Below are 25,663 nucleotides of genomic sequence, written 5' to 3'. Positions count from 1 at the left end.
AGGAGTCCCGGTTCACCGGATCCGGCGGCGGCCGTCCACGGCAGGGCCTCCATGGCCTGCGCGCATTCGTCGGCGGCGAGGACGTCGGGAGTACGGCGGAGCTCCTCGGGGCCGGGCTCGTCGCTGAGGCAAGCCAGCCGATCGCTGCGGTCAGGCGGGCTTCGGGGGGCTGTGTCCGGTCCTGCCACTGCCCGCGGCTCCACGAGGCGATCGGTCGCTGCGCGTAGGACCGGGTGGTCTCGGCGGCGGCGAGGAGCAGGGCGGCGCCGACCATGGCGTCACGCTCCGTGGCGAGCCTGGTGGCGAAGGCGGTTCGGACCGTGTGGTCGGGGTCGGCTGCGGTGGCCAGTGCGTAGGCGAGATGCGGATGGTGGGGTCGGGGTCGTCGAGCAGGGGCAGGAGGAGCGGGTTTCGGTAGTGATCGCGGCTCGGGCGGCGGCACAGACCAGCCTGCGGGGTAGCCGGTCACCTCGACGCCGTAGTCGTCGTAGTCGTCGTAGTCGTCGTAGTCGTCGGGGGCGTGGCGCCGCGGGTCGGTGCGGTGGGGAAGGAGTTCTCCCGGGAGGCGACGCCGAAGTGCCGGGCGCGGGCCGGGGCGGAGAGTACACCGAGGGCGTCGAAACGCTGTGGATGATGAACGTCGGTGGCGATGGGGGTCAGGAACGGTACGGCGAGGGAGGCAGCGGCCCGGCTGTCGTTGGCACACAGTCCACCGAGAACGCACGTTGCGTGGCGAGCGGGGCTGTCGCCGGTGTGCAACTGGTGAACGGCCTCCCGGGCACGGTCCCCGTGAGGGAAGACTCCCCACGGGACGGCGTCGAAGAGGAGCCCGCGCTTGGTCTCGGGCCGGATGCCGGCCACTAACGCCCGGACATCGAGCACGCCTCCATGAGCGGGGCTAAATGCGCTCCGTCCACCAGCGCCCGGCACATCGCGAACGTCGGATCGGTCCGCCAGTCCCCCACACCAGGCCCCCGCCATCGATCCCCAGCGACTCGATCTTGCCTTCCCCGACCGTCCCAGTCGCATGACTGCTGCGCATCCAGAGCGCCTCCCGGCTCACTACTCATCGCGGAAGATCCGGAAGGCGCCTGCTCAGCGCGGACCGGCACCATCATGCGGGGGGGGGCAGTGCGCTCGCGCCCGATTGATCCCCGCGCCCAGGCCAGCCGCGCCCCGGAAGGAACGGAAGCGCCCGGAACACAGGTCAGGCGGTTTGCGACGGGTCGTCTTCTTCGTAGGGGACGCTGCCCGGCTGCTCGATCCGGACCAACGTGGTGGGCCAGGGGATGCCGGGCCGGTCGAGCTCGATGTCGCGCAGCCACCGCGACCGCGCGAGGGAAGAGGGGGCTCTGCGCGGTGCCGCCGGTGGCTTCGAGACGTCCTTGGCGGCGGCGCCAGTTGACGTCGGCCGCGCGGCCGACGCGAGCCACGAGAGCGACCTGGGTGAGGTTCACGTCGAAGGCGTCGGGGTGGGTCAAGGCAGTGTCCTGTCTGCTGGTCAGGAACCGTACGCCCGGCTCACGGCGACGGTGCTTCCGCAGGGCGCGACCAGCACCGTCGTCGTCTCCAGGAGCCTCGACCAGGCGGTCTTCACGGCCTCGGACTTGGACTCGTGGCCCCACGGCAAGGTCTATCAACTACGGTTCGACGACAGGGTGACGATGCGCCCCGCCGGCCTGATCGACCCGCACCACACCACCACCGCGACGCTGATGGACGGGCCGGTGGCCGGGGCGACCGGCATGGCGATCACGTTCGAGCCGGCCTGTGGCTCGGCCCGGCCCGCCAGCCCGCCGGTCGCGCTGGCGGCGTTCCCGGCGTCCTGACGCTCAGTCCGTTCAGCCGGCCCTTCCTCCAGGCCTGGGGCCGTCGGCCCGGGGCGCCGGGAGGGAGCTCGAGGAGAGCTGCTCGACCCGCGTGCAGTAGGGCAGCCCATGCAGTGGCTCGTCGGCCAGGAAGCGGGTTACCAGGTCGATGATCTCCGTCGGCCGTTCCAGGAAGAGCATGTGGTCGCTCTCGGCGACTTCCGCGAACCACCCCTTGCCGCACGCCACAGCCATGCGACGACACTGGTCCGGGGTGGTGAAGGCGTCATGCTCCCCCGTCACGGTCAAGGTCGGGGCCGGTACCCGCACACTCGTGTCGAGCTCCGCGTGGTGCAAAAGACGCCGCGTATTGGAACTCACCTGAACGGCCTCGGCCTCGGTGAGGGCGGTCAGGCGACGCAGCAGGAACCGGCGGACGCGCGAGCCGTTGGTGATCACGTCGAGACGCTCCGGGTTCATCAGGATGTCGACCGCGGCATGGGCGTACTCGTCCATCCTGCCGACGTCCAGGAAGGCGAGCGCCCGCTCCATGGCCTCCCGGGAATGCTCGGGGATGGCGGCCATAGTGCCGACCAGGACCATCCGTCCCACTCGTTCAGGATGGCGCTGGGCGATGCGGTAGGCGATGGCGCTTCCGTAGGAGCCGCCGACCACGTTGACCTGCCGCAGGCCGCTCTCATCGAGTATGTGGCAGACAGCGTCCGCCAACACGTCGACGCTCTGCCTCGCGGGCAGGGGGTCGGCCGTGCCCCAGCCGGGCGGGTCGACGGTGAAGACGTCCATGTTCCTAAGGAGCAGCTTCTCGCACCGTCCCCACGTCTCCTTGTTCTGGAAGGCGCCGCCGATCAGCAGCAGCGGACGCAGTCGCGGAGAGGCCGCCCGCACGAGACGCGACTCACAGCGCAATCCGTCCCAGCGGTGCCGGCGTACCAGTGGCAGACGCTGTACCGGCAATGACCCGACCGGAGTGTGCGGTGAGGAGAGAGGCATTGCGGGGGTTCCCATCGGGTGAGTGAAGAAAGCGCGCGGAAGCGGGGATCCGCGAGTCGCCGCCCGGACCCCTGAGCTCAACGAGCCTCGACATCTAAGGGCACGCCGAACGCCGCTAACGGCGAAGGCAGTCGTGGGGGCCTCGCGGTCGCGGCGTGCCTCCTCCGGTCCCCAGGACTCGGTACACCGGTGGTTCCCTCTGGATGAGAACGGCAACGACCGTGGGGCGGCATGCCAGGAGACGCGCGTCACGTCGCCGTGGCGGTTCGGACACCACCGCCGGGGCGCTGGTGCCCGCCGCCTTCGACTGGGTGGCGTGGGCCGTATGCCGCCCTGCGGCAGAAGCCGCGTTCATGAGGTGCTTTACGCTCCTCGAGTCTGCCCCGGCTGACGCTGATGTAAATGATCTCTGTCGTGCCTCCGCCCGGCCGACACGCCGGGCGACACCTGGCTGATCGTCGACCAGTTCGAGGAGCTGTTCGCCCTCTGCCAGGACACCGAGGAGAGAAACGGCGCGTTCCTCTCCCTGCGCCGGCTCGACCCACCAACAGCCTGGCAGGCCCCCGGGCCCACAACGGATACGGCGTCAGTCTCGTATCCGAACTGCTGCCAACGGCGCCTCACTCGGTTCACCAGCTGGAAGTGGTCTCCCAGGCGAGTTCCGTGCGGATCTCCTCGACGAGGAGACTGGGCACAGGAGACGGAAGGTCGTTCCCAGGGAGGGCTGCTCGCTGATGGGCTGTCGTGCGGGTTCCACGTCCGCAGCTTCGAGCAGCCGAGCACCGTGCGTCCGGCGCGACGGCGCTCCGATACCACTCAACCAGGAGCCAGCCGCCGTCCACTCGGTGAATCTCCTGCGCCGGCTCGGATCGCCGGGCCGGACACGCGTGATCCAGTGTCCGTACGGCTGAACTGGCCTCGTGCTCGGGTCGAGCCGGGAGCCGTCCGTCACGTTGAAGGCTGCCATCACTGCCGACTCCATCGACCACCTTCCGGATGCTGCCGGACTCCGTGCATCCGGACGAGAACCATTCTCGGTCAGGGAAGAGGCGGTAGTCGTACGGCCAGACGGATGGGGACGCATCCCGCACGCCTACGTCCGGCCCGCCGCCGACTCCGGCGGCGGGCCGTAGGACTCTCACCGGAACGCGGTGGCGTTCTGCTCTGCCCACTGGGCGAAAGTGCGCGCCGGGCGTCCGGTGACCTTCTCGACCACGCCGTTGGGGGTGTTGTACTCGACCGGCGGTTCGGCGAACACTTCCAGCTGGAAGTCGATCATGTGCTCCGGTACGCCCTGCGCCCGCATCGCCTCGCGCGCCTGGTCCGGGGTCAGTTCCACGAACTCCACCTCACGGTCGACCGCCGAGCCCAGCGTGGCGATCTTCTCCCGCAGCGAGATGCGCTCCGGGCCGGTCAGGAGGTACTCCGCCCCCGCGTGCCCGTCCTCCAGCAGCGCCGTCGCGGCTACCGCGCCGATGTCCCCCTCGTGCACCATCGCGGTGCGCGAGTCCCCGTACGGCCGCTCGACCCGTCCGGCGCGCACCTCCTCCGCCCACTCCAGGGCATTGGCCATGATCTCGGTCGGCGCCACCATGGTCCACGCGAGACCCGACGCCCGTACTGCCGGCTCCAGACTCGACTCCGACCAGCCGGCCAGCATGGTCACCCGGCGCACCCCAGCAGCCTCGATCATCGCCACCAGCTCCCCGCCGTTCTGCAGCGGGGCGTAGTCGTCGCCCCCGAAGTTGATCAGGTGCACGGCGGTCACTCCGTGCAGCGCCGACGCCAGCGACGCCGCGTCGGTCAGGTCGCCGCCGACGACCTCGACTCCCGGCCCGAACGTAGCCTCTCCGGGCCGCCGGGTCAGCGCCCGCACCGGCGCCCCGGCCTCCCGCAACGCTCCCACGACCTGCCGCCCGACCGTACCGGTCGCGCCTGCCACCAGAAACGCCATGCCGACTCCTTGGGTCCCTCGTCACCGGTCTCTCCGGCCACACCCACACAATGACCCTCGATGCGGACAGGTACTGTCCGCATCGGACGCCGGGATCTCAACTGATCGTTCCAGCATGCGGTTCGTACAAGGCGAAGGGGCGTTCAGTGTTCCGTTGTGGCCCGAAGCCAGCTTCGGTGTGCCCCTGCCGTCCGTCTCCTTCGCTGGGCCTGCGACGTCTACGGGCCTCGCCTGTCATTCCTTCAAGTGAGGCGTCTCGTCACGCAAGACCCCCCTGCCTTGCGGATGCTGGCGATGAGTGGGCGAGCCCTGTAGGGCGGTACAGCGAGTTCTCGGGGGCTTCGGACCGCGTACAGCTGCGTGAGCCGCTCGATCGCCTCGTCCTGCGTGCCGTAGCCGGACTCCTCGCGTGGTTGCCGAGCGCGGTCCCGGAAGCGGACTGAGGGCGGGTGAGGGCAGCGGGTGGGCTTGGCACAGTCGCAGTCCTTGAGGAAGGACCTGACTCTCAGGCTGTCCGAAGTATCGGCAATGACAAGACAGAGGTCGAGTTCCATCGCCCACGGCGGCATGAGATCTCCGTAGGGGATGCTTCGGCGGGCGCCAGGGGCGTCGCGTGGCAGTTGCGTGGAACGCCGAGGGCGGGGGTCAGCCCCGCAGCGCGGCGGCGAAGAGTGCGGGCAGTCGCGAGAGGCGCGGCTCTGCCGTGAAGCGGGTGAGGCGCTCCACGGTGGTCAGCGCCGTGCGGTGGGTCACGAAGTACGGGGGGCGCGGCGACAGCGACGGGTCGCCCGTGACCAGTCCTCGCGAGGCGGGCAAGGGACCCGACGGCAGCATCCAGCCGACGGGACGCAGCCGCCACAACAAGAACGCACCGCGCGCACGAGCCCGACGCGAAGCCACGAGCATCGCATGAGGCGTTCGCCGTCAGGGCGGGATTGCGTTGGACACGGTGATCACGGTGGCCTTAGCCTCGAACGGTCCCAGCCTTCATACGTTCGAAGAGGTGTATCTGATGGCGGTTCAGGTTCTCGCGGCCAACTGCTTCCGGCCGCTCAGCCCCACCGTTGCGACCTCCACGAACCGAAGGAACCTCTGTCATGGATCTGCCGCGTAGCTTCACCATCCGCGAGAGCAGCCACCGCATCTGCAACCCGTTCACCAGCGACAAGCTGGCTCTGCTGGGCCAGGCCATCAGCCCGGCGCCGGGGACGCGCATGCTCGACCTCGCCTCCGGCAAGGGCGAGATGCTGTGCACCTGGGCCCGGGACCACGGTGTCACCGGCACGGGCGTCGACATCAGCACCGTCTTCCTCGACGCCGCCAGGGAACGGGCTGCGGAGCTGGGCGTTGCTGACCGGGTTGACTTCGTGCATGCGGATGCCTCGGGCCACGTCGCCGACGAACCCGTCGCCATCGCCGCCTGCGTCGGCGCGACCTGGATCGGCTCCGGCGTGGCCGGCACGGTCGAACTGCTGCGGCGCAGTCTCGCTCCTGGCGGCACGATGCTGATCGGTGAGCCGTACTGGCGCCGCGAGCCCGAGGACCAGACGGTCGTCGAGGGCTGCCACATGGCCCGCAAGGACGACCTGCTCACCCTGCCGGAACTGATCCAGCAGTTCGGGGACCTGGGCTGCGACGTCGTCGAGATGGTCCTCGCCGACCAGGACAGCTGGGACAGGTACGTCGCGGCTCAGTGGCTCAACATCCGGCGCTGGCTCGACGCCAACCCCCACGACGAACTCGCCGACGAAATGCGCGCGGAACTGACCACGGCACCCTTCCAGCACGTCAGGTACCAGCGGGAATACCTCGGGTGGGGCGTATTCGCCTTGATGGACCGCTGACCCACCACTTCGCGTGAGCCCCGGCACCACCCGTCGGGGCTCACCGTTGCGGCGCCACGCGTCACCTCGACGTCGTGAGTGGCTCCGTGGCGGAGATGGACGAGGGCGGCCAGGAGCCGGTCGACGAACACGAACCGGTGCTCGCACCGGCTCCCACAGCCCGCTTCAGCGGCCGAGATGCCAGCTTGGCCTCGTGACGATCATGCCGTAACGGGCCCAGTCCGGCGACGAGTTCACGATCACATGGCCCGACAATCCCGTGATCCGGCGATTGCTGAACGATCACTGCACGAGTCACGATCCCCACGATCTGACCATGATCAACCAGGCGGGGCGCCCCGTCACCGCCCTTCGGGCCCGCGCTCTTCCCCCCCCCCCCCCCAGTTCCCGGCCGGTCGCCCCCGTAGTCGCCCGACTCCGGCGACGACCGGACACGTGAGGACCTCTTGGCGCGGGGTACGTCGATGGGGCGAGACTGAGCCCGCTGACTCGTCGAGCTTGACGGCACCGCCTCAGTCTGGGGTGGACAACTGGATCGAGGCGAGTTTGGCCGGGTCGACGACGATACGGATGCCGGTGATCCGGCCTTCGCTGACGGTGAAGGCAATGACGGAGAGCGGTGTTCCGTCAGGGCTCCAGGACATGTGGCCCGGGATGCCGTTGAGCAGCACAGGTCGTTGGCGGGCGACCTCACCGGAGAACAGGCGGGCGCCTGCGGCGACTTTGGTGGCGCCGAGGGTGACGACCACGCCACCGGGGGTGTCGACGGTCAGCTTCACGTTCGGGTCCAGGACACGCAGGAGCGCTTCGAAGTCGCCGCTGAGGGCGGCGGCTCCGAACGCCTGGACGGCCTCCCGGTGCTCGCGGCCGGGGCCCGTCGTGTGATCCGTGGCCTGGACCTTGCGGCGGGCACGGCTGGCGACCATCTTGGCGGCATCGGCGGATTTGCCTAGGATCTGGCCGATCTCCTGGAACGGGACCCCGAACATGTCATGCAGGACGAACGCCAGACGTTCGCTCGGGGTGAGCGAGTCGAGTACGACGAGCAGGGCGAGGCCGACCGAATCGGCCAGCGCCACCAACTCGTCCGGCGCGGGGTCATTGCCGGCCGTCACCACGAGGTTCGCGAACTCGTGCTCGTAGGCGGTTTCGGGGTGGGCTCTGCGGGATCTCAGGAGATCCAGGCTGATTCGGCCGACCACCGTGGTCAGCCAGCCTGCCAGATTGCCGATAGTCGCCGCGTCCTGGCGGGCGAGACGCATCCAGGCTTCCTGGACCACGTCCTCCGCATCGGCGTGCGAGCCCACCACGCGGTAGGCGACGGCACGCAGCCGATCGCGCTGGGCTTCGAACGCCTCGGCCACGAGACCGGACGGGTGGGCGCTCACGGCTTGAGCTGCTGACGGAGCGAGATCCGGTTGCCATCCGGGTCCACCGCTTCGACGCGGACCCCGAACGGATAGTCCACAGGCTCGGACTCTTCGAAGACGACACCCCGCCGGCGCATGCTCTCGAAATCCTTTCGCAAGTCCTCGGATTCGAGGATCAGCGGTCCGGGGGCGCCCGCGCCGCCCGGCTGTCCCGCGGCCGGCGCATGCGACCACAGGATGATCTGCAGCGGGCTGAGGGGAACACCGACGGTGAGGAAACGGCCGTCGGGCCCGGGGAAGTCGAGCCGCTTCTCCAGACCGAGTCCCTCGGTGTAGAACTCCAGCGCGCGGTCCTGATCGGTGACGTAGACCGTCACGTACATGATGTTGGTCAGCATACGGTTCTCGATTCACTCGTGGGTGTGGCGACCGGCGTATCCGCTCGTCACACCTATGACGCATGCCGACGGGCGAAGGTAACAGCACGGTCCGCCGCAGTGGATAGGGGGCGCACGCGGTGCGGTTCGACAACATGCCCACGGCTTCGTCCGCCGAAGAGTTGATCGGGGGGGTGCGTGCGCCTCGCGCCGGGGCGGACTGGGACCGGCCTCTGAAGGATCGGACTGGGAGCCAGGTGTCCCGGCGCCCGAGGCGTCGAAGTCCCCGACGCATCCACCCGGGCCGTCTTGCGTGTGCGGACGGACTTCCGCAGCTCGGGAGCGGGCACGAGCAGTTCACCTGAGGCAAGGCGTGTGGTGCACAGGAACCATGGCTGCGGGCCAGGCGGCTGCGGCCCAGAAGCCCGCTGACCATGCCCAACCCGGTCGTTCGCTGAGCCTGGGCACCACATGCTGCCGCAGCACCGACTTGCTCGACGTCGGCGGCCCGGTGGCTTCAGCCCGGCTTGCGGAAGAACTCCCGGACATCGCCGACGAGCAGGTCGGGGGCGTCGATGGCAGTAGAACGCTCGCCGGCGCCGACGGGGGCCGGCATGCACGGTCGCGTAGGAGCTGTTGGCACGGGCTGATCGACAACGAACCCACCTCAGAAGGAGACGGTCACGTCCATAGCCCGGAGAACCCCCCGGTGCTTCCTTGCCGTCAGGCCGGCCGCTCCTTGCTCATCAGTGCTTCGTTGCGGATCCACCGGAGCACGGTGGGGTTCTCGACGGTGGTGATCACGCTGACGGTCGAGCGTACGTGACGGTCGTCGTCGAGCAACCCCAAGAGGGCGGCGGCCAGGTCCACGCGGGCCGTGAACCTCCCGTCGGCGTGACCTTGGACGAGGGTGTGGTCGGTCACCGACGGCAGGTGGTAGAGGGCGCCTGGGCGGACGATCGTCCAGGCAAGGTCACTTGCCCGCACCAGGGCTTCCATGCGCCGCATGTCGTCGTACAGCGTTCTGCCGAGCACCCGCGTCACGTACGGCAGGAGGATTCGGTTGAACAGGAAGCCGCCATCGGAGTAGGTGCGCGGCTCGACCCCGCTCGAACTGACCACCCCGAGCCTGCGGACGCCATACCGGTTCATCGCCGCGACGATGCCAGAAGTCCCGCGGGAATAGGTGCTGATCGCCTCCTTCCCCGCGGGGACCCCCAGCGTCGACAGCACCGCGTCTTTCCCTGCAACGGCGGCATCCACAGCTGCGGCATCGAGTACGTCGGCACCCACCAACTCGAGCCGCTCATGGCGCAGCGGGAACGTGGCGGGCTGCCGGGTGACAGCCGAGACTCGATGCCCGGCCAAGAGCGCCTGGCCTGTGAGGAGGCGGCCGGTCCGACCGTTCGCCCCGAAGACGGTGATGTGCATGATGGGTGAGTTCTCCTTGCCTCTATGCCGTCGGGTGAAGGACCAGCGGAGCCGCACGGAGCGGGCGCAGCGCCTGTGCCCACGCGAGCAGTTCGTTCACGAGGCCGTGCAGCTGCATGGTGTGCAGGTCCCGCGGCTGAAAGTGGGTGAGGCCCCCGAAGGCGGTGTTGTACTCGGGGGTGACCATGATGAAGGCGTCGTAAGCGCCGACGCGCTGGGCCCAACGCACGGTGTGCGGTTGCCGACCCGGGGCCTGGGCAGCCGGCACGGCCTCGTCGAGGAGGGGCAGCGCGAGTTCGGCCAGGTCCACGAGGTCGAAGCCCGCGACGGATCCGGCATGTGCGGCAGCCAGATCCCGTACCCATGTGCCCACATCCTTGCCGTTGCGGCCGGGACGGGTGCTCCCGATGATGATGCCGATCCTGAGCATGCGTGACCTCCGGGTCTCGTGACGTGTTCCTCTGCACCGGCGTGGCCAAGCCCCCTTGGTGGCCTGCCTGGCCCTCGGTTCCCGTCGCGCCACACGGTCCGGGGCGTGATCGGTGTGCCCGGTCAGACTGCGCTCTTCATGGCCCGTCGCATGTCGCGCAGGACCGTCCAGGCATCCGCGACCGGGCCCATGTGCCCGAGCTTCTCGGGGTTGCTCACGGTCCGGATCGCCTGGATCCGCCCGTCGAGGAAGTCGATGGTCCAGGTGTGGACGATCTTCGCGTCCCGGTCGCGGAAGATCGCGCCGGGCTGCCCGTTCACCTGGCAGGGCTCCATGACTCCGCCGATCCGCACGAAGGGCGGAATGAAGACGGCCAGCACCGTCATCACGTGGTCGGCGCCGAAGAACCCGGTCGCCCACTGCGGGGCCTTGCCACCGCTGTCCGCGACCCACTCCACGTCGGTGGCGAGCAGCTCTCGTAGCCCGTCGACGTCTCCTTCGGTGAAGGCGTCGAAGAACCGGGCCGCGAGTCTCTCGCATGTGCGGCGGTCGGCCGCGAACCGTGGCCGGCCCTCGGTCATGTGGCGACGCGCCCTGACCGCCAGTTGGCGGCATGCCGCCTCCGAGCGACCGACCGCGGTGGCAATCTCCTCGAAGCCGAAGTCGAACACATCGCGCAGCACGAACACCGCGCGTTCGAGCGGCGTGAGCCGCTCCAGGAGAAGAAGCGCCGCCGTCGACATCGAGTCGGCCAACTCGGCCGTACGCTCTGGGTCCTGGTAAGGATCGGTCAGCAACGGCTCGGGAAACCACGGTCCGACGTACTCCTCGCGCCGGACGCGGGCGGAGTTCAGCACGTTGATCTAGATCCGGGTGACCACGGTCGCCAGGTAGGCCTTGACGGAGTCAGGTGGAGTCGTCGAGGCCGCGTAGCGGAGCCAGGCCTCCTGAACGGCGTCCTCGGCCTCGGTCACACTGCCCAGGATCCGGTAGGCGATCGAGAACAGCAGTGGCCGCAGACCCTGGAACTCCTCGACCCGCGTCATGCCGGCCCCGGCACGGAAGGCCGGTGCCAGGACACGCGACGCGACCGCCGGCCGCGCCACCTCTCTCCTGACGCACCGAGGAAGCCGTACCCCTCGCTCATGGCCGCCCCAGGCGCACTCTGCCGAGGCACCGACTGTCGCCCCAGAACCGAGCTCCCGCCCACAATCAACACCCGCATGCCCACCATCCGCCCGAGTCAGTGCCTGTTTTCACCCTCTAGACAGGACAGCACGGCGTTCTGTGACATGGCCCCGAGGAAACGCGGCCGTCCCCGTAGCCCGCACTCACGGACTTCCGGACCGACCCGGACGAGCGGGGAAGCCCGAATCCCGCTCGCGGGCAAGACGTCGCCGGCCGCCGCGGACCCCACCTGACGAACAGACTGCGAGGGAGTCGTTGGTCAAGCTACGGGGCCGCGATGTGACTCCCGAAACCGGCAACGAACGAAGTGCGTCGACGCCGCCGTCCCTCAGCTCATGCCGAAAGCCATGAGATCGGCGATGAGGATATCGCCCCTTCTCCCCCGCTCAAGCACCGCAAGCTGAACACCTCACGGCAGCGCCCCGGCCGCCGGCGCCCTGCACCCTGCGCCCGCTGCGCGACCCAGAGGCGCCGGAACTGGACGAGGACGACGACTGAGGCGGGCAGTACTGAGACGTCCTCTTATGTGGTGAACCTGCGGTAGCAGCTGAGGGTGCGGGCGAGGAAGTGGTCGGCTTCGCGTTCGTGGCGGCGGTGGAGGCGTCGGCAGCCGGCGAGCCAGGTCATGGTGCGTTCGAGGGTCCAGCGGTGCCGGTCCAGTCGCTGTGAGGACTCGATGCCCCTGCGAGCGATACGGTGCGTGATGCCGCGTCCACCTAACTATCGCCGCAGGTGGGAGTCCCGGCAGGCCCAGAAGGCCTGCGCGCGCAGCAGCGCACCGTGCACGGCGCGCCGGGTGACATGCTCGGCGTCGGTGGAGTGCACCTCACATGGGGGTTCCCCCACCGGGTGGCTTTCCGCCCGGTCGGCGGTCAGATGCCTGCGGCGCGCGCGTAGGCCGGGGCTGCGAAGCCGGGATGCTCCCCGGCGCGGCCCACCGTGGTGCCGTCCGCGTCCAGCGGGGTCAGACTCAGCCAATCGATCATGGATGGCACCGTGGACCGCCACCCCGCTTCACCGGGCTGGCCTCTCGCCGTGGACCTCACCCACACCAGCGAACCGGCACCCGGCCGCGGGCACTCACCGATTCGGCTCTTCAATGTTCCAGTCCCGGTGCGCGGCTCCCGGCCGATGGTGCTCGTCCCGGGTCCCGGCGCAAGCCGTTGCGCGAACAGAATCACCACAGGTGGCCGCGAAACCATGCTTCGCCGCTACCGTGCCGTGGGGTGCCTTTCCGGTCGGTCAGGTGCTTGGACGGCGGGTACGCGCACGGAGAGCAGGGCGACATCGTCGTCGTTGTCCGAAGGGCGGACCTCTTCGATGAGCCGTTCGCAGAGCACGCCGAGAGTGTGGTGGGCGGCAGCCGCGGCGTACCGGCGGAGTCGGGCGAGACCGTGGTCGACGCCGTGCTGCCGGGACTCGATAAGCCCGTCGGTGTACAGGAGCAGGGTCGAGCCGGGCGGCAGGTGGACGCTGTCCCGTCCCCGGGCGACGCTGATGCCGGTGCCCAGGAGCACACTGTTCGGAGTGTGCAGGAATTCGGCGCGGCCGTCGTGGGTGAGCAGCAGGGGCGGCGGATGGCCGGCGTTGGTCCACTCCCAGGTCCAGCCGGCTTGCGGAGAGAAGGCAAGGCGGCCCAGGACGAGGGTGGCCGTGGCCAGGTCAGTGGTACGCGCCATCACCTGATCGAGCTGACCGACCGCGTTGGGCGGGTGCGGCTCGGACCATGCCAGGGCACGGAGCATGTTGCGCAGCTGCGCCATGCGGGCGGCCGCCTCCAGGTCGTGGCCGGCGACATCGCCGATGACCAGGCCGGTTGTATCGTCGGGAAGCGGGAACGCGTCGTACCAGTCGCCGCCGACCTGCGAAGCGTCGGGCGCAGGCAGGTAACTCGCATGCAGCTCGACCCCTGGTACATCGGGCAGGCGAGGCAACAGGTGGCGCTGCATGGTTTCGGAGATGCGGCGCTGGCGCTGGTAGAGACGTGAGTTGGAGATGGCCAGTCCGGCACGGCGTGTGATGTCTTCCAGCAGCGACAGGTCACGGGTGGCGAACGGCACAGGATTGTGGCCGCGCCCCAGGGTGAGGGCACCGAGGACTTCGCGGGGGCCGCGGATCGGGGCGATGGCAGCCGAGTGCATGCCGGTGGCGGCGAACAGCTCGTGCTGGACGACGGCGATACCGGAGTCGGGCTCGCCCTGGTAGACCTGCGGCCCGGCCAGGGAGGCGCCGCTGCCGCGCAGCGCCCGTGACAGAGGCAGGGGGGACTTCTCAGTGACGGCGGGGATCGGCCCCTCCAGGTCCGGGCGCCTGAGTAGACGGCCTGCCTGGTGCTCGACCACGTGGGTGCGTCGGATGTCGCCGCCGTCCGCTATGAGGTCCACGATCATCCAGTCGGCAAGACGGGGAAGCACCAGCTGCGCCAGCCGGTCGACGGTCTCCTGCTCGTTCAGCGTGGAGGTCAGCGAGGTGGTGGTCTCGGCGAGGAGCGCGAGGCGGTCGAGCTCCGGCAGTGTGCCCTCGGCGTCGGCGCGCACCTCGACCGGAGAGGGGTGGAAGAGCACCAGTGTGCCGGAGTCGTTCGCGGCAGGGTAGGGGACGGCAGTCCAGTGGACCGGCAGCAGCAGGCCGTCTCCGCGCAGGAAGCACAGGCTCTCGCCGCTGCACGCGGCGCGAGACAGAACCGCGTCCATGACCGGGCACAGCGCCCGGGGGCCGGTATTCCCGCCGGAGTCGCGATGCAGCAGCTCGTGGTGGTCGCGGCCTAGCGCGGCCTCGAGAGTGAGGCGCAGCAGCTTCAGGGCGGAGTCATTGACCGAGATGATCCGCCCGGTCTCGTCCACCACATAGCTGCCGAGCTCACCGACAGCGGGAGCGGTGACTGCCGGTACGGCTCGCGCCGGGTCCTGCCTTCGCATACGGTTGCACCCTTCGCGCCTCGGATCGACAGGTCCACAGAACCGTCTCAGTAGATCACGCGGCTTGGACAGCCGGGAGCGCCCCGCGTCCCTGCGGGACGACGGGCCCGCCCCTGGACCCCGGAACCGGTCATGCACTGAACTGGCCGGTGTCCGGCCGTTTCGCAGACCTGAGGCAGCCGACTGCCGGCACCAGCGCCTAGGGTCACGCCTGGCAGGCGTTTCGCCGGTCCCGCCCTGATGAGGGCCCGGATGAGCGCGTGGGCGATGTTGACGGCTTGCTGTCCTGCGGACAATCGCTCCCACCGGCCGCGGAGGGCACCCGGACGGTGCCGCCGGCGCCCTGGTAGCCCTGTCGGCCCAGCAGGCCAGGCCGACGTCGGTAAGGGCATCGATGATGCCGTGACTGCGGGCCGCCTTGATGTCGTGGACGGCGCCGGGCAGGGCGAGCGAGGCCCACAGCAGGCGGCCGAACGGGTCGGAGAGACCGGCAACGTGTCAGCTGACCCGAAGACCGACCGCCATCGTCAGTTCAAGGACCCGGTGTGGCGTTGCGAGATCCGGAAACAGCTCCCGCAGTTGCGACATCCGGTACCGGACCGTCTGGGGATGGACGAACAACGCCGCCGCCACCTCGTCGCGCCTGCCCTGGTGCAGCAGCCACGCCCGCAACGTCTCCTCCAGCCGCCGTGCGGTCGCGACAGGCAAGGTCCGCAACGGTGCGAGGGCTCGGGCACGCAGGTCTGCGAACGCGTCCATGTCGGCGCTCAGCACCAGCTCGGGCAGGTGGTCCTCGACGTCGCGAATGTCGCCGGAGAGGGAGCGCGCGCGTACGGCTCGTGCGTACGAGGCGGACGCACGAGTCCATGGCCGGGCCGGGCCGACCACGGCAGTGCGGTCGGTCAGCTGCCGCAGGAGATGTGGTCGGTCGGCATCGGGGACGAGCAGCACACCGGTGGCGTCCGGCAGATCGTCGAGGACGAGGGTGTTCGGGTCGAGCGCGCGGTAGGCGGGCCGGGCCTGGGCGGCGGGCAGCAGGACCGCGGTCAGCGAAACCGGAGGCTGCCATCCGGCCTGTTGAGCAGAGGCCAGCAGCACGTCCGGGCTCGCGCCGGCGAGGAGGTCGCGGGCCAGGTGTTCCAGGTGGCGCTCGTGGGCTCTGCCCCGGGCGGCCAGTTCGTCGGCGTGGCCCGCGGCGCTCGCGGCGGAGAGCTCGTCGATGTAGGCGAAGGTCAGCTCGGCGAACTTGGCGACCTGGGCGGCGGGCAGACCTGCGGGTACGGCCCCTGCTGCCAGGCATCGCCAGGCCACGCGGGCGCCGACGCGGTAGGCGCTGAGCAGGGCGTCCATCGAACGGCCGTCGCGTACCTCGCCGCGGCCCAGCTCGTAGGCCGCGTCACCGGCGTCGCCGCCTGTGGCCTTCCCGCTCGCGAGGTCCAGGTAGTGCCCCAGGGCGGTGCGGACGGCTCGGCGGATGGTGGCGCCCATGTGGCCCGAGAGGGCGTTGGCGTAGGGAGGGACCTCGTCGATGATCGCCTGGACGACCTCGTCGGCGGTGGTCTTCAGCGCGGCCCGAAGTGCGGTGACCGTCGTCTCGTCCAGAGCCAGTTCGCTGGCCCTTCGAGTTGCATGGCTCACGATTCTGTTTCCTGCGAACAATTCAGCCGATCAATTTCACGTCTTGCGGTCAGGACTTTACCCCTTGAGGCGCAGCAAGCTGGGAGTCATGACGAGTGCAGCCCTTCGCAGCAGGGCGTGGAAACTGCTGGAGATGGTCACGACGCCGCTGCTGCCGTCGGACTACCTCGATCTGGTCAGCCCGCTGCGTGCGGGCGCTGACCTGCGTGGGCGCATCGAGGCCGTGCAGCCCGAGACGGGTGACGCCGCAACTGTCGTGATCAGGCCTGGGCGGGGCTGGCGCGGCCACACAGCCGGTCAGTACGTGCGGATCGGGGTCGACGTCGACGGGGTGCGCCTGTGGCGTGCCTACTCCCTCACCTCGCCGACGGACCGCCAGGACGGCCGCGTCACGATCACCGTGAAGGCGATCCCGGACGGCAAGGTCAGCAACCACCTGGTCCGCAGGGCGAAACCGGGCACGCTGATCCAGCTCGACCAGCCGACAGGTGACTTCGTGCTGCCGCAGGCGAAACCCGCCAAGGTGCTGTTCCTGACGGCCGGCAGCGGCATCACGCCCGTGATGGGCATGCTGCGCGACATCGAGTTCGACGACGTCGTCATGGTCCACTGCGCGCCACAGCCGCACGACGTGATCTTCCGCAACGAACTGCACGACATGGTCGCGGACAGGAGGCTGCGGCTCACCGAGGTGCACACCGCCACAGACGGGATGCTCGACATCGCCCGTATCGACGAACTCGTGCCCGACTGGGCCGAGCGCGAGACCTGGGCTTGCGGGCCCGCGGGCCTGCTTGACTCCGCCGAAGAGCACTGGAGCGAGCACGGCGTACAAGATCGCCTGCACACCGAACGCTTCCGCCCCGGCATCGTCGTCGCCGGCGAAGGCGGCGAGGTCACGTTCAGCGCCACCGGCAGGACCGTCGACGCGGACGGCGCCACGCCGTTGCTGGACATCGGCGAGGAGGCCGGCGTGCTCATGCCCTCCGGGTGCCGCATGGGCATCTGCTTCGGCTGCATCACGCCCCTCAAGGCCGGCGCCGTCCGTGACCTGCGCACCGGCGAGATCACCGAGGCCGAGCCGGGCGTCCTCATTCAGACCTGCGTGTCCGCCGCGGCGGGCCCCTGCGACATCGAACGGTAGGAGCACCTTGACCGCCATCGACCCCACCGCCCACCTGACCGCGGAGCAGATCGAGGACCTTGGCCGCGAGCTGGACGCGATCCGCGACGAGGTGATCGCCAGCCGCGGCGAGAAGGACGCCGCCTACATCCGTAAGGTCATCTCGGCGCAGCGCAAGCTCGAGCTGGTCAGCAGGGGCGTGCTGCTGTTCTCGATCTTCCCGCCCGCGTGGCTGCTCGGCACCGCCGGTCTGTCCGTGGCGAAGATCATGGACAACATGGAGATCGGTCACAACGTCCTGCACGGCCAGTGGGACTGGATGCGGGATCCGAAGATTCACTCCACCACCTGGGAGTGGGATCACGTCTCGCCGTCCGAGCAGTGGAAGCACTCGCACAACGAGCTGCACCACACGTACACCAACGTGATCGGCAAGGACAACGACCTCGGCTACGGCATCATGCGCGTCGACGAGGACCAGAAGTGGCACCCGTTCCACCTCGGCCAGCCGCTGTGGAACTTCATCAACGCCTGCTTCTTCGAGTACGGCATCGCAGCGTACGACCTGGAGCTCGGCAAGAACCTGCACAAGCGCCGCCGCAAGAACCCGGAGTTCCGCACGCAGGCCAAGGCAGTGGGCCGCAAGATCCGCAAGCAGGTGCTCAAGGACTACGTGATCCACCCGCTGCTGTCGGGCCCGTCGTTCTTCACCACGCTCGCCGCCACGTTCACCGCGAACCTGGTCCGCAACATCTGGTCCCACTCGGTGATCATGTGCGGGCACTTCCCCGAAGGCGTACAGGTCTTCGAGCGCCGGTCGATCAAGGGCGAGACACGCGGCCAGTGGTACCTGCGCCAGATGATGGGCTCGGCGAACATCAGTGGCAGCAGGGCCATGCACTTCATGACCGGCAACCTGTCGCACCAAATCGAGCACCACCTGTTCCCGGACCTGCCGAGCAACCGGTACGCCGAGGTCGCGGTAAAGGTGCACGCGCTGTTCGAGAAGTACGAGCTGGAGTACGTCACCGGGCCGCTCCCCAAGCAGGTGTTCTCCGCGTGGCGCAAGGTCTTCCGGCTCTCACTGCCGAACAAGAAGCCCAAGGTCGAAGCGCCGGACCGCGAGCAGGAGCTCGTCGCGGCCTGATGACCGGCGCTTCTTGTGCTTCCCGGAGTAGAGGGGGTCGGCGGCGATCCGGTCGATCGCCGGTAGCGGTTCAGATCTCTCGGCGATACCGGCGGCACCGCCGCTACGGCCAGCCGCGGGGGAACAGGTCTACGCTGCCGACCGGTGCCTTCCTGTTGGCGCGGTTCCTTCACCGCCGGGAACCTCCCGGCCTTCCGCGCCCTTGCCGCTCGAGGGCGTCGTAGAGCGGAGAATTCGGCCATCCCCCGCCGCCCGCCCGCACGTCGGCGAAAGTGCTTGCGCTGGAACAGGAGCGGGAACGCGAGCTGGGGGCCTGGACCGGGAACCAGCGAAGCCGGGCCGCGTCACTGTCACCGGAGCGGATGGAGCAGGTGCCGGCGATCGGGATGAGGTGGGAGTGACGCGCGTCGTCGGGATCGTGGCGGCTCCTTCCCTGCCGGCTTTCGCATACCGGCCTTGGCGGTGTCGATAACGAGAAGGGCCCGCCGACCGGATCGGTCGTGCGGGCCCTTGTGCGGTGCGGACGGATGGCGGGCAAGCGCACGTCATCACGCGGCCTTGCCCCTCGCGTGGCCTCCCCCGGGAGGGATGTCCTAGTAGCCGAGGTCCTTCTGCTCGGTGATCAGGCGTCCGGCAATGTGCAGGTTCCCGTCGGAGTCGAGCACCGCGATGATCTTCTTCGTCGAGCCGTGGTGGGTCGTGAAGTAGATCTTGTCCGCCTCCTGCGAGGTCGAGTGGTTCGTGTTCACCGACAGCTCGATGCTCACCGGGGAGCTGATGAGCACGTCCTTCTTCGGCGAGCCCGGGTAGACCTGGTTCTCCCGCAGCTTGATACGGGCGTGGGTGTCCCCCTCGTCCCAGTCCGACGCCACTCCGAGATCGATGTCAGCCATGCGACTTCCCCCTTCAGATCCGGTGGATGAGCCTGTGGCCCGGGCCGTTACGGGACGCCCGAACCACGCCAGAACCTATACGGACGGTCCATCAGGGGTAACGGAGAGTTCCTCGCATGACCGGATTTCTATCTAAACAGTCCGGAATGAAGGTTCGAGCCACCAGAGAACGGAAATGCCCGGAAATGGTCGTGACACCACAAGCCCAACTGGCCGGCTGGGCAGATACGTCGCTGCGTCGAACGGCGGTATGGCTGTTCGTCCTGGATCCATTGACTGCCTGACTGGGACGTCCTGGCGGCCGCGGAAGGGTTGCGGTGGACCGCTGCTGCCCAGGGATGCGCCACTGACCGGACGGGGAGTTCTCGGACATCGCACTGGGAGCGGTGCGCACCCAGAAACGCGAGGGCTGCATCAAGGCCTGGAAGCGCTCGTGGAGCAGCACCGCACCCGCCCGCGGGAGCTGCTGCGGGCGTACGGACACCGGGCAGCCGGCCCGCCTCGCACGGCCGGCACGCGCGGGTGGGGCAGCCCGGCGGCCTGGTCATCCTGGAGCAGTGGGGACGTCCCGTACCCTCTGCGCGCCCCTGGACCGACGCACTGCAGAGGGCACCGCTGGAGCAACACCCGTTGGGTGAGTGCGTGGTGGCCGGCCGACGACAAGCACAACCCCTTCGGCTGGCGCTGGACCGCGAAGCAATAGCCTTTCTTGCCGCTACTGGCGTGATTCCGGATGTCGATGAGTACAACAGGACCGCCTCCCCGCCTTCAGCATGAAGGCCGTCGAGGTCATCCGGGATCCGTAGCCAACGTCACGAGGCCTGCGAATGCGCCCGCCGACTCCTTCGCGCTCGGCACATTGAAGGCCGACCTGGCACCGAGCCAGGTCAGTAAGCATTTCCAACCTGTTTGTCAGCACGATCAGGTTTGCATCTCCTGGTCAGCGGTCTCGCAGAGAACCTTGGCGCTGTGGCGGGATCGCTGCGGCGTTGTTGAGCAGCTGGCAACTGTCGCGGAGTTGGCGGTGTACCACCGAGATGGGCGCAAGGCCTCCTGAACTGGCTACCAGTCCACCCAGGTCTAAACGAGTCTGCATTGAGTGCAGGCTGCGCCAGCGCGAGCACGCCTCCTGGCCCTCGTCCTACGCAAGGTCGGTGGCATCGATGCTGGTCCAGCATCTGACCACCCGGCGGTCTACGGCCCTTCAGCGTCCCGGACGTAGCCAGCGAGTAGCTAAGGCTCCGCATCTCAGGGGAACCTCAGCCCGACCGCCCTATCGCTGTGAGCGTGCCCAGTCAGCCACGGCTCCCCAGGTAGCACCATCCCTGCTGGCCAAGTGGATAGCGACCCACAGCACCCCCGTGGCGATCACCGCAATCAGGTATCCCACAGTCTCTCCCTCTTCAACGGAACGCTGGATTTCATCAGCGACTCCCCACAAGATCAAGAGCTGCCCGGCAGGTGTGATGCCCGCCTCAGCGTAAAGCGCTACAAACCAGAACCTTTCAAGTCGCGCGTTCACACCGCCCAGCGTCCACGCTGTTCAGCGGGCACGGAACTCTTTCCCAGCTGGCTGTGCCGACCGCGAGTTGGACAGTCCTGTGCAACGACGAAGCTCCTGGTAGACGGGTTCTCGACCAAGCCGAGGCGATGCGGACGATCCGGTAGAAGGCATTCGTCATCCCCGACGGACCCTGCTGCCGATCGACCGCATCGCCGACGACACCTCTACTACTCCGGGAAACACAAGCACCACGGCATGAACGTCCAGGTCCTCACAGATCCGCATGGACGGCTGCTTTGGGCCTCGCGGACTCTGCCCGGCTCGACTCACGACCTGACCGCCGGGCGACAGCACGGGACCATTGAAGCCCTCGCCGATGCAGGACTCGGATGCTGGGCGACAAGGCGTAACAAGGTGCCGGTGACCCCGTTCGGGTACCGTTCCAAGTCCGCCAGCTCAAGGGGAGGAAGCGCCCCACAACACCACCCACGCCAAGATCCGCTGCGTCGGCGAGCAGGCCATGGCCACCCTCAAAGGGTGGCACCTACTGCGGAAGCTTCGCTGCAGCACCACCGGATCACCGACGTCGTGAAGGCCGTCTACATCCTTCACCTCGCATCAACGTGAGGTTGTAAAATGCTCAGTGCAGCGTGGCCAGGGGTGGTGCGACTTCGTAGAGCCACTGGTCACCGATGAGCCCATAGGACGTTGACACGGTGTCGGGCGAAGGCCAACACGGCCTGGGTATGGCCTTTCCCCTCGGCTCGTTTGCGGTCGTAGAAGGCCCTGGAGTCGGGGTCGTAGCGGACGCCGGTCAGGGCGGACAGGTAGAAGACGCGCTGTAGGCCTCGGTGGTAGTGGCGGGTCGGTGGAAGTTGCCGCTCTTCTTCCCCGAGTACCGCGGTGCCGGCGCGAGCCCAGCGAAGGTGGCCAGCCGGTCCGGGGTCCCGAAGAAGGTGAGGTCGCTGCCGACTCCGGCGATGACTTCGGGTCGACGTTCGCAGCCGGACGCCGGGGCGGGTCGTGCACGCGCGCTCGGCGAGCAAGGGTCGCTCGTCGCCGATGGTCCAGGTGATCGTGGGACGGTCCACGTCGCACGAGTGCCGCATCAGGCGACGTTCGCCTCGCTGGTGGAGCACGGACAAGTAATCGGTGGGGTGGGGCGGGGGAATCTGCCACGATCGTCGGATGGGCGCATTGGATGCACTGGCAGGCAGGGTTGCAGGCGGGGCCACCGTGACGTTCCGGCCCAGCGGCTCCTCGATGGTCCCGCTGATACGCAGTCGGCAGCAGGTGGTCGTTGCTCCCGTCGACCCGTCGAAGTTGGGGGTCGGGGACATCGTCCTTGCCCGTGTCGCCGGAACGGTCTACTTGCACGTGGTGTCGTCTGTGGACCCCGCCAGGAAGCGGGTGCAGATCAGCAACAACCGTGGTCGGGTCAACGGATGGACCAGCCACGATCGTGTCTTCGGTATCTGTGTGGCAGTCGACGGTGCCGCCCGGTCAGGTGCTGTGGACAAGACGCTCGCGGCCGCCTCTGAGGACTCCTCCTGAACCTGTGACGACGACGTCGCGGACCTTGTCGATGAAGAACGGATCGGTCGACAACCTGAGTTCTGCGAACGGTGAGGTGCCAGCGCGAACGCCCCCCAGTCCTTGAGACGGTCGACTGCGGCATGCCCGTCGGCGCCCCCATCGACCTCGTCGACCAGTGTGTTGCGTTCTCCGGTGTCTTCGTGTCTCCCCGAGCGTCCTGATGATCACCCGTTCCACGTCCGCGTCGGTGATCTTCCGCGGGACACCCGGCCTGGACTCGTCCCACAGGCCGTCCAGGCCCTTCCCGAGAAAGCGACGCCGCCAGGTGCGGACGTGTCCGGAGCAATCCGCAGCCGGCGGGCCACCTCCATGACCGAGTGGCCGTCCGCGCACTCCCACACGATCCGCGATCGCTGAGCCAACGCCTGAGCGGTCATACGCCGACGCAGCCAGCCCTCCCACACAGCCCGCTGGGCAGCAGTCACTGACAACGGCGGGGTCTTCGGACCAGGACGACTCACACCGAAACCAGCGACAAACCTCTGACTCAGGGCACCAGGCTGTTTCGTTCAGAACATCGGATCGTCGGTCCCTGCCGGTGGTGCTCGTGATCAGGGAGCCTGGCGGGCCTCGTGGTCCCTCGCGGCGCTGGGGTCGTGGCCCGTGGCGGCGCGGGCGTACGAGTGCAGGGCGGCGATCACCTCGGCGCGGGTGCGGCGGCCGGCGAGGACCTCCATCTGGTAGCCGTCCTCCATGGCCACGAAGTTGGCGGCGATCAGCCGGGGCGGGTCCTGGAGGGCGAAGTGACCCTGGGCGCGGCCGAGAGTGAGGATCTCCGCGTAGACCGCGACCTGGCGCTCCGTCAGAGAGCTGTCGAGGGCGGCCGCCTTGGCGTCGCGCAGACAGCGCGGCCAGTACTCGAAGAGCAGCCGGGTGAGCCCGTCGTCCGGTCCGGCTGCCACACCCTTGTCGATGCAGGCCCTGAGCTTGAGGCGGGCGTCGTCGAAGCCGTCGGCGGCCGCCTCGCGGTCCTGGCTGTAGCGGGTGATGGCCTGCTGATAGGTCTCGTGGACGAGGGCGTCGAGGTCTCCGTAGTAGAGCACCGCGGCCGGGGTGACGCCGGCCTCTTCGGCAACGTCGCGCAGCCGCAGCCCTTCCAGGCCGCGGGTGAGGAGAGCGCGCTGCACCGCCTCCGCCAGCTCGGCCCTGCGCGCGCCCCTGCCGCCGCCGGCGCCCTTCTTCGTCTCTCTGGACTTCGCCGCCATGAGGCCCTCTCCCCTCCTGAGTCAGTTATACGTCGATTCAGAGAATAGTCGGTACAGCCTTGACTCGCCCAGCAACCCGCTCTTAAATCTGCGTTTAACAAACTCCTCCCCTCCCCAGGAGCACGTCATGACGACGCCGCACCCGGACGAGACGGACAAGGGCCTGCGCAGCGGCTCCGTCGGTCTCCTCGCCTCTGTCGCACTCGGCCTGTCCTCCACCGCTCCGGCCTACAGCATCACCGTCACCCTCGGCTACGTCGCCCTGGTCGTCGGTGACCTCGCGCCGGCCGCGCTCCTCCTCGGCTTCGTACCGATCCTGCTCACCGCCTTCGCCTTCCGCGAGCTCAACCGCGAGATGCCCGACTGCGGCACCACCTTCGTCTGGAACACCCGCGCCTTCGGCCCCAGAACCGGCTGGTTCGCCGGCGGCTGGGTGCCGCAGATCGCCACCCTCATCGCCATGGCCGCGCTCGCGCAGGTCAGTTCCGGCTATCTGCTCAGCTTCCTCGGCCTGGGGAAGGAGGCGGACGACGCCCTCATCGTCGCCGTCGTCGCCGTGCTGATCCTCGCCGTCCTCACCGGCGTCGCCCGCCGGGGCCTGCGCCTCGCGGCCGGCCTCCAGTACGTCCTGCTCGGCCTCCAGCTGCTCGCCCTCATCAGCTTCGGAGTCGCCGCCCTCGCCCGCGACGGCGCCCAGGCTCCCTCACTGAGCTGGCTGGACCCCTTCGGGATCGACGGCTTCGGCTCCTTCCCCGAGACCGTCCGCCAACTCGCCTGGCTCGGCGCCGAGATCATCGTTCAGCCCACCCTCACCACCACCCGCGACCGGGAGATGGAGCTGGTCTGCGCCCGCGCCAACGCGTGGACCAACCAGGTGTACGTCGTCAACGTCAACGCCTCCGACCCGGCCGGCGTCGGCTCCAGCGCGATCGTCGACCCCGAGGGGATCGTCCGCCAGCAGGCCGGCACCGGCGAGGAGATCCTCGTCGACGTCCTGGACCTGGACACCGTCACTCGGGTACGTGAGCAGGGCTCGGCCGGCCTCAACCGCCCCTGGGCCCAACTCGCCCGCTACGGCGAGCGGATCCACCTCCCCATGTACGGCGGCGCCTTCCGCACGCCGGAGTGGGCGGAGAAGCGGATTCCGGGACAGTGACCTGGTTCGGAGATCCTTTCGCAGGAGCGGCAGGACGCGGCCCCGACTCCGTGAACCTCTGCGACCGCACCGGGCGCAACACCGCGCTTGGCGGTGGACCGGGTTCAGCGCCGCCTGCGGCACGAGGGGGCAAGGGGCATGGGACATCCGGGGCCGCGATCGGCCCGACGACTCCTATCCGGCCGGCTGCAATGCCCAGTAGTGCGGTTCGATGGGGGCGTGCCTGACCACGATCCGGCCGGTCACGCCGGGATCGTCCACGATCTTTCCGTACGAGGGGGAGAAGTCGCGGGGCGTGTGCTCGATGTCAGCCCACACCACGCTGCCAGGCCCGGCCGAGCCGTAGGAGACGGTCCAGTCGCCGTACCGGTCACCGCAGCAGGTGACCGACACGCTGTGTTGCGACGTCACTTTCAGGCAGGTGCGCGGGTTCGAGCCCGACGGGGAGACCTCCATCATTCCGTCGGGGCGGCTCAGCACCTGCCAGTTCGCCGAGGTGGACGCGGTCTCCGTGCAGTCACCCAGCGACACCACGCCGATACTCGCGTGTGTTTTGGGCCAGACCAGACACTTGCCGTCCGTGACAGCCGCGAACCGGTAGACCCCGTCGACGAGCGGGGCGGCATGGGCGGGTTGCACGAGTGTCGCGGTGGCCGCGAGCGCGGCGGCCGTGACGGCGATGACGCGTGAACTCATGAAGTGAGACTCCTCGAACAGCCATGGTCGATCCGAACGCACGGCACAGACGCGGTGGAGACTGCCGCCGGAGACGGCGGCGGCACTGAGCTTGGAACACCGGTTCGTCCGGCAGCGGCCCCGCGGCGGCCACAGTCACTCGTCCGGCCGAGCCGTGTCACCCGATGGCATGGCGAGGTCACGGAGACACATTTCGTCGGATGATGCCGGAAGTTGAGTCGTTCGAGTCGCTTCAGTCTCTGTTCGGTGGGCTGGGTCAGAGCGGAAGAGTTGTTCCCAGTTCCTGCATGGCGCTGGACGGGGGCCGCATTCTGAGCGTTCAATCTTCCTTCCTGCCCTTGCTCTGGGGGGAGAGCGTGCCCGGCTCGACGGCT

Annotated in this window: 19 protein-coding genes and 6 pseudogenes; 8 read left to right on the top strand and 17 right to left on the bottom strand. The window is 68.8% G+C overall.

The genetic code is table 11. The features are described 5' to 3' along the window. The first annotated feature begins 1,310 nt into the window (after positions 1-1,310). Positions 1,311-1,829 carry an anti-sigma factor gene (locus tag ACIP84_RS16145; RefSeq protein WP_401798299.1) on the top strand — a complete coding sequence of 173 codons (519 nt, stop codon included), beginning with the start codon at positions 1,311-1,313 and terminating at the stop codon, positions 1,827-1,829. Positions 1,830-1,841: 12 nt separating this feature from the next. Here ACIP84_RS16145 and ACIP84_RS16140 read toward each other — a convergent pair whose 3' ends face one another. The 3 genes from ACIP84_RS16140 to ACIP84_RS16130 form a co-directional block, all read right to left on the bottom strand. Next, positions 1,842-2,819, bottom strand: coding sequence for an alpha/beta fold hydrolase (locus ACIP84_RS16140; protein WP_401798372.1), 978 nt, complete (start codon positions 2,817-2,819; stop codon positions 1,842-1,844). 1,138 nt (positions 2,820-3,957) lie between these two features. Beyond that, positions 3,958-4,773 carry an SDR family oxidoreductase gene (locus ACIP84_RS16135; RefSeq protein ID WP_401798298.1) on the bottom strand — a complete coding sequence of 272 codons (816 nt, stop codon included), beginning with the start codon at positions 4,771-4,773 and terminating at the stop codon, positions 3,958-3,960. A 645-nt stretch (positions 4,774-5,418) separates the two neighbouring features. Continuing rightward, positions 5,419-5,589, bottom strand: coding sequence for a hypothetical protein (locus tag ACIP84_RS16130; RefSeq protein ID WP_401798297.1), 171 nt, complete (start codon positions 5,587-5,589; stop codon positions 5,419-5,421). 281 nt (positions 5,590-5,870) lie between these two features. On the opposite strand from ACIP84_RS16130, the gene ACIP84_RS16125 reads away from it, so the two are divergent. Beyond that, positions 5,871-6,617 carry an SAM-dependent methyltransferase gene (locus ACIP84_RS16125; RefSeq protein ID WP_401798296.1) on the top strand — a complete coding sequence of 249 codons (747 nt, stop codon included), beginning with the start codon at positions 5,871-5,873 and terminating at the stop codon, positions 6,615-6,617. 512 nt (positions 6,618-7,129) lie between these two features. Here ACIP84_RS16125 and ACIP84_RS16120 read toward each other — a convergent pair. The 5 genes and pseudogenes from ACIP84_RS16120 to ACIP84_RS16100 form a co-directional block, all read right to left on the bottom strand. Beyond that, positions 7,130-8,005 carry a sigma-70 family RNA polymerase sigma factor gene (locus ACIP84_RS16120; protein WP_401798295.1) on the bottom strand — a complete coding sequence of 292 codons (876 nt, stop codon included), beginning with the start codon at positions 8,003-8,005 and terminating at the stop codon, positions 7,130-7,132. After that, entirely contained in the window at positions 8,002-8,385 is a 384-nt protein-coding gene (locus ACIP84_RS16115) for a VOC family protein (RefSeq protein ID WP_401798294.1), read from the bottom strand. The genes ACIP84_RS16120 and ACIP84_RS16115 overlap by 4 nt, the downstream gene beginning before the upstream one ends. A gap of 702 nt (positions 8,386-9,087) precedes the next feature. After that, positions 9,088-9,795, bottom strand: a complete 708-nt coding sequence (locus tag ACIP84_RS16110; protein ID WP_401798293.1) for an NAD(P)-dependent oxidoreductase — start codon at positions 9,793-9,795, stop codon at positions 9,088-9,090. Positions 9,796-9,817: 22 nt separating this feature from the next. Continuing rightward, entirely contained in the window at positions 9,818-10,225 is a 408-nt protein-coding gene (locus tag ACIP84_RS16105) for an NADPH-dependent FMN reductase (RefSeq protein ID WP_401798292.1), read from the bottom strand. Positions 10,226-10,347: 122 nt separating this feature from the next. After that, positions 10,348-11,271, bottom strand: a pseudogene (locus tag ACIP84_RS16100) (RNA polymerase sigma-70 factor). Positions 11,272-11,715: 444 nt separating this feature from the next. Between ACIP84_RS16100 and ACIP84_RS16095 the strand changes: the two are divergent. Next, positions 11,716-11,911 (top strand): annotated as a pseudogene (locus tag ACIP84_RS16095) (hypothetical protein); the annotation flags it as partial. 24 nt (positions 11,912-11,935) lie between these two features. Here the strand turns inward: ACIP84_RS16095 and ACIP84_RS16090 are convergent. The 4 genes and pseudogenes from ACIP84_RS16090 to ACIP84_RS16075 all read right to left on the bottom strand — a co-directional run. After that, a pseudogene (locus ACIP84_RS16090) lies at positions 11,936-12,124 on the bottom strand (IS5/IS1182 family transposase); the annotation flags it as partial. 500 nt (positions 12,125-12,624) lie between these two features. Further along, positions 12,625-14,331, bottom strand: a complete 1,707-nt coding sequence (locus ACIP84_RS16085; protein ID WP_401798291.1) for a SpoIIE family protein phosphatase — start codon at positions 14,329-14,331, stop codon at positions 12,625-12,627. Between the two features lie 239 nt (positions 14,332-14,570). Next, positions 14,571-14,811: pseudogene (locus ACIP84_RS16080) on the bottom strand (transposase family protein); the annotation flags it as partial. An 18-nt stretch (positions 14,812-14,829) separates the two neighbouring features. After that, entirely contained in the window at positions 14,830-15,969 is a 1,140-nt protein-coding gene (locus ACIP84_RS16075; protein WP_355967442.1) for a helix-turn-helix domain-containing protein, read from the bottom strand. Positions 15,970-16,102: 133 nt separating this feature from the next. Between ACIP84_RS16075 and ACIP84_RS16070 the strand changes: the two genes are divergently transcribed. Together ACIP84_RS16070 and ACIP84_RS16065 are read left to right on the top strand one after the other, a co-directional pair. After that, complete coding sequence (locus ACIP84_RS16070; protein WP_401798371.1) at positions 16,103-17,113, top strand: ferredoxin reductase; 1,011 nt, start codon at positions 16,103-16,105, stop codon at positions 17,111-17,113. Between the two features lie 7 nt (positions 17,114-17,120). Beyond that, on the top strand, positions 17,121-18,239 hold the full coding sequence (locus tag ACIP84_RS16065) for a fatty acid desaturase family protein (protein ID WP_401798290.1): 1,119 nt from the start codon (positions 17,121-17,123) through the stop codon (positions 18,237-18,239). Between the two features lie 593 nt (positions 18,240-18,832). Here the strand turns inward: ACIP84_RS16065 and ACIP84_RS16060 are convergent. Continuing rightward, positions 18,833-19,132, bottom strand: coding sequence for a DUF6342 family protein (locus ACIP84_RS16060; protein ID WP_319317860.1), 300 nt, complete (start codon positions 19,130-19,132; stop codon positions 18,833-18,835). A gap of 1,668 nt (positions 19,133-20,800) precedes the next feature. On the opposite strand from ACIP84_RS16060, the pseudogene ACIP84_RS16055 reads away from it, so the two are divergent. After that, positions 20,801-21,263 (top strand): annotated as a pseudogene (locus tag ACIP84_RS16055) (transposase family protein); the annotation flags it as partial. Positions 21,264-21,322: 59 nt separating this feature from the next. Here the strand turns inward: ACIP84_RS16055 and ACIP84_RS16050 are convergent. Beyond that, positions 21,323-21,582, bottom strand: a pseudogene (locus ACIP84_RS16050) (transposase); the annotation flags it as partial. Positions 21,583-21,824: 242 nt separating this feature from the next. Between ACIP84_RS16050 and ACIP84_RS16045 the strand changes: the two are divergent. Next, a complete protein-coding gene (locus ACIP84_RS16045; RefSeq protein ID WP_401798289.1) occupies positions 21,825-22,190 on the top strand; it encodes a S26 family signal peptidase in 366 nt (121 codons plus the stop codon). Here the strand turns inward: ACIP84_RS16045 and ACIP84_RS16040 are convergent. Together ACIP84_RS16040 and ACIP84_RS16035 are read right to left on the bottom strand one after the other, a co-directional pair. Then, positions 22,140-22,565, bottom strand: a complete 426-nt coding sequence (locus ACIP84_RS16040; RefSeq protein ID WP_401798288.1) for a helix-turn-helix domain-containing protein — start codon at positions 22,563-22,565, stop codon at positions 22,140-22,142. The two genes, ACIP84_RS16045 and ACIP84_RS16040, sit on opposite strands and share 51 nt — an antisense overlap. Before the next feature lie 218 nt (positions 22,566-22,783). Beyond that, positions 22,784-23,437: a TetR/AcrR family transcriptional regulator gene (locus ACIP84_RS16035; protein WP_401798287.1), complete on the bottom strand. Its 654-nt coding sequence runs from the start codon at positions 23,435-23,437 to the stop codon at positions 22,784-22,786. 127 nt (positions 23,438-23,564) lie between these two features. On the opposite strand from ACIP84_RS16035, the gene ACIP84_RS16030 reads away from it, so the two are divergent. Continuing rightward, positions 23,565-24,593, top strand: coding sequence for an amino acid permease (locus ACIP84_RS16030; RefSeq protein WP_401798286.1), 1,029 nt, complete (start codon positions 23,565-23,567; stop codon positions 24,591-24,593). A gap of 174 nt (positions 24,594-24,767) precedes the next feature. On the opposite strand, the gene ACIP84_RS16025 is transcribed toward ACIP84_RS16030, so the two are convergent. Next, entirely contained in the window at positions 24,768-25,289 is a 522-nt protein-coding gene (locus ACIP84_RS16025; RefSeq protein ID WP_401798285.1) for a hypothetical protein, read from the bottom strand. Positions 25,290-25,663: the final 374 nt, after the last annotated feature.

The organism is Streptomyces sp. NPDC088707 (assembly GCF_044752725.1).
Classification (GTDB): domain Bacteria; phylum Actinomycetota; class Actinomycetes; order Streptomycetales; family Streptomycetaceae; genus Streptomyces.
The sequence above is the reverse complement of the archived record's forward strand: the minus strand, read 5'-3'. Positions and strand labels throughout refer to the sequence as shown.

Excerpts from the sequence above, each read along its gene's own strand:
- ACIP84_RS16145 (WP_401798299.1), top strand. The coding sequence starts at position 1,311 with ATGTCGCGCAGCCACCGCGACCGCGCGAGGGAAGAGGGGGCTCTGCGC.
- ACIP84_RS16140 (WP_401798372.1), bottom strand. The coding sequence starts at position 2,819 with ATGCCTCTCTCCTCACCGCACACTCCGGTCGGGTCATTGCCGGTACAG.
- ACIP84_RS16135 (WP_401798298.1), bottom strand. The coding sequence starts at position 4,773 with ATGGCGTTTCTGGTGGCAGGCGCGACCGGTACGGTCGGGCGGCAGGTC.
- ACIP84_RS16125 (WP_401798296.1), top strand. The coding sequence starts at position 5,871 with ATGGATCTGCCGCGTAGCTTCACCATCCGCGAGAGCAGCCACCGCATC.
- ACIP84_RS16115 (WP_401798294.1), bottom strand. The coding sequence starts at position 8,385 with ATGCTGACCAACATCATGTACGTGACGGTCTACGTCACCGATCAGGAC.
- ACIP84_RS16110 (WP_401798293.1), bottom strand. The coding sequence starts at position 9,795 with ATGCACATCACCGTCTTCGGGGCGAACGGTCGGACCGGCCGCCTCCTC.
- ACIP84_RS16105 (WP_401798292.1), bottom strand. The coding sequence starts at position 10,225 with ATGCTCAGGATCGGCATCATCATCGGGAGCACCCGTCCCGGCCGCAAC.
- ACIP84_RS16085 (WP_401798291.1), bottom strand. The coding sequence starts at position 14,331 with ATGCGAAGGCAGGACCCGGCGCGAGCCGTACCGGCAGTCACCGCTCCC.
- ACIP84_RS16070 (WP_401798371.1), top strand. The coding sequence starts at position 16,103 with ATGGTCACGACGCCGCTGCTGCCGTCGGACTACCTCGATCTGGTCAGC.
- ACIP84_RS16060 (WP_319317860.1), bottom strand. The coding sequence starts at position 19,132 with ATGGCTGACATCGATCTCGGAGTGGCGTCGGACTGGGACGAGGGGGAC.
- ACIP84_RS16045 (WP_401798289.1), top strand. The coding sequence starts at position 21,825 with ATGGGCGCATTGGATGCACTGGCAGGCAGGGTTGCAGGCGGGGCCACC.
- ACIP84_RS16035 (WP_401798287.1), bottom strand. The coding sequence starts at position 23,437 with ATGGCGGCGAAGTCCAGAGAGACGAAGAAGGGCGCCGGCGGCGGCAGG.
- ACIP84_RS16030 (WP_401798286.1), top strand. The coding sequence starts at position 23,565 with ATGACGACGCCGCACCCGGACGAGACGGACAAGGGCCTGCGCAGCGGC.
- ACIP84_RS16025 (WP_401798285.1), bottom strand. The coding sequence starts at position 25,289 with ATGAGTTCACGCGTCATCGCCGTCACGGCCGCCGCGCTCGCGGCCACC.